At 58.3% G+C, this 2461-nt stretch carries 3 protein-coding genes; 1 reads left to right on the top strand and 2 read right to left on the bottom strand.

All coding sequences use genetic code 11. From position 1 onward, the window contains the following. Both ACM43_RS38755 and ACM43_RS09755 read right to left on the bottom strand, forming a co-directional pair. A partial coding sequence (locus ACM43_RS38755) for an IS3 family transposase (protein ID WP_442869283.1) occupies positions 1 to 162 on the bottom strand: 162 nt, incomplete at its 3' end. Positions 163 to 297: 135 nt separating this feature from the next. Further along, on the bottom strand, positions 298 to 585 hold the full coding sequence (locus ACM43_RS09755; RefSeq protein WP_036032507.1) for a transposase: 288 nt from the start codon (positions 583 to 585) through the stop codon (positions 298 to 300). Positions 586 to 1483: 898 nt separating this feature from the next. Here ACM43_RS09755 and ACM43_RS09750 point away from each other — a divergent pair. After that, on the top strand, positions 1484 to 2461 hold a 978-nt coding region (locus tag ACM43_RS09750), incomplete at its 3' end, for an aminotransferase (protein ID WP_036032589.1).

The raw sequence follows: 2461 nt of genomic DNA, 5'->3' as shown, positions 1-2461 counted from the left end.
TGTGGTTCTGGGCTTTGGTCCCAGCGCCGCGATGCCCATCTTGCGCATCAACCGCTGCACGCGCTTGCGATTGATGCGACAGCCTTCGCCATTGAGCATCGCCGTCATCCGCCGCGAGCCCAGGAACGGCCAGGCCGTGAACAGCTGGTCGATCCGTCGCATCAGCTCAAGGTCGTTGTCATTGGCCGGCCGCGGCGGCCGATACGCTCGATCGCGCAACGCTCAGCAGTTGGCATTGCCGGCGGATCGATAGATTCTCATGATCGCGCTGAAGCAATCCTCGGCGATCCGGCGCGCTCATCTTCCGGACCTCCTGGCTAAGAAATCTCGCTCGACCGTCAATTGTCCGATCTTGGCGTGGAGCTTCTCGACCTCCAGTTCGTGGGCCGCCTCGCCATCCCGACCAGTGCCCGGGTCGAACGCGCGAACCGCTTGATCCTGAAGCTGTTTCTTCCAGGCATAAATCTGGTTCACATGCACCTGGTAGCGCTGCGCCAGATCCGTCACCGTTGATCGTTCTCGCAGCGCCTCCAAGGCGATCTTTGCCTTCAGCGCCGCATCGATTGTCCGTCTCGTCTTCTTCATGGTCCGCTCCGTTTATCAAAAAGGGAACGGCATCCGCACCACCTAAGCCGCCGGTCCAAAATCCGGCGTCCACTTCAAGGAAGTCTATGCGTCCAACCGCCGGGACAATCTTCCGCCCTGATCCCGTCGCGGCAGATCCCACGCGCACGATCGTGACGCTCATTCACGGCAGCCTCCCAGGCCGCCAGATCACGCTTCCGGACGGCACTAAGATCGAGGAGAGCAGTCATCGCCCGATGCCCGCCAGGGCATCGCTCTCGATCGATCAACGCTGGCGGACTGGGTTGTACATTGAGAGCTGCCACTGGTCAGCCATATGGACGTACAGTTGCAAAGTGCGGTCAGTTGCGGCGTCGAGTTTGTGTCAGCAACCAGTCCTGGTAGGTGCGTCGCGCGTCTTCAAAGAGATAGAATCGCTATGTGCCGGGGCTGGCCAGCCGCGGCAAGTCAGCGCCGCAGGCTCAGGTGGCGACTGGAGTTGAGCTTAACGGCGCATCGGTAAGAACAGCTGTGCGCTACTCCTAAGCCGAGGCAAGGCTTCTTTGGCGGCGCGAGCGTGGTAGGTAGACCTCCCAATTTCGCTCGGCGCACTACTTGCTTCGCTTGAGGCGCCAGCGAGCGAGGTTTCGCGCATTTGTTCAAAAGATTTGCCAATTACGAGTATCTCAAGTCTTAGAGAAGCAGCGGATGCGAGCTCCCCAAATGATGCAATTCCTCTTTGGGCCTACAGTTGGTCGGACCGTCAGATTTTCTTGCAGTGGCCAGCCAGTCGCGCACAGGATAACTCCGAGCAGGCACGGGACAGGGTGCTCGCTTGTCCATTCTAAATGTCTCACGATGTTAGCGCTCGATCAATGTTCCCAGAGAGCTCGTTCTGAACCGATGGTGTGATACGACTATGCTGCCCAATTCTCAGCAGGCCCGAGATGCGGCCTATCAGCTCCACGCCTACACAAACGCGCGGTCGCACCAACAGACCGGACCGCACATAATTGACCGCGGCGAGGGCCCCTATGTCTTCGACACAGCGGGAAAGCGCTACCTCGATGCGATGGCCGGTCTCTGGAGTGCGGGACTTGGCTTTAGCGAGAAGCGGCTCATCGAAGCCGCGCATCGCCAGATGCAAGTCCTCCCTTTCTATCACACCTTCGCATCACGATCGAATGGGCCTTCCATTGAGCTCGCCGAGAAGCTCGTGAAGATGTCTCCAGTGCCGATGAGCAAGGTGTTTTTCACAAACTCCGGTTCGGAGGCGAACGACACGGTACTGAAGCTGATCACTTATCGTTCGAATGCATTGGGCCAGCCTCAGCGCAAGAAGGTCATCAGCCGGCTGCGTAGTTATCACGGCGTAACGATCGCCACGGCCAGCCTAACCGGATTCTCGGACATCCACCGTTCTTTCGATCTACCGCTGCCCAACATTCTGCACACTGGCTCCCCGCATTTTTACAAAGAAGGGCGTGCCGGAGAATCCGAGGAGGCCTTTGCGACGCGCCGGGCCGAGGAGCTCGAGTCACTGATTCGGCACGAAGGTCCCGATACCATCGCAGCATTCTTCGGCGAACCGGTAATGGGCGCGGGCGGCGTCATCGTTCCGCCGCCAAGTTACTGGGACAAGATCCAAAAGGTACTAAAAAAGCATAGCATCCTTTTGGTTGCCGATGAGGTGATTTGCGGCTTTGGCCGGACCGGCAAAATGTTTGGTTGCGAAACCTACGACATCGCGCCCGATGTGATCGTAGTTTCGAAGCAGCTCACGTCCAGCTATTTTCCGCTCTCGGCGATCATAATGAATGATTACATGTTCGAACCAATCGCGGACGAGAGCAATAAGGTTGGAGTGCTCGCTCATGGATTCACAGGCGGCGGTCAC

The sequence above is a fragment of the Bradyrhizobium sp. CCBAU 45321 genome (assembly GCF_028128975.1).
GTDB lineage: Bacteria > Pseudomonadota > Alphaproteobacteria > Rhizobiales > Xanthobacteraceae > Bradyrhizobium > Bradyrhizobium yuanmingense.
The sequence above is the reverse complement of the archived record's forward strand: the minus strand, read 5'-3'. Positions and strand labels throughout refer to the sequence as shown.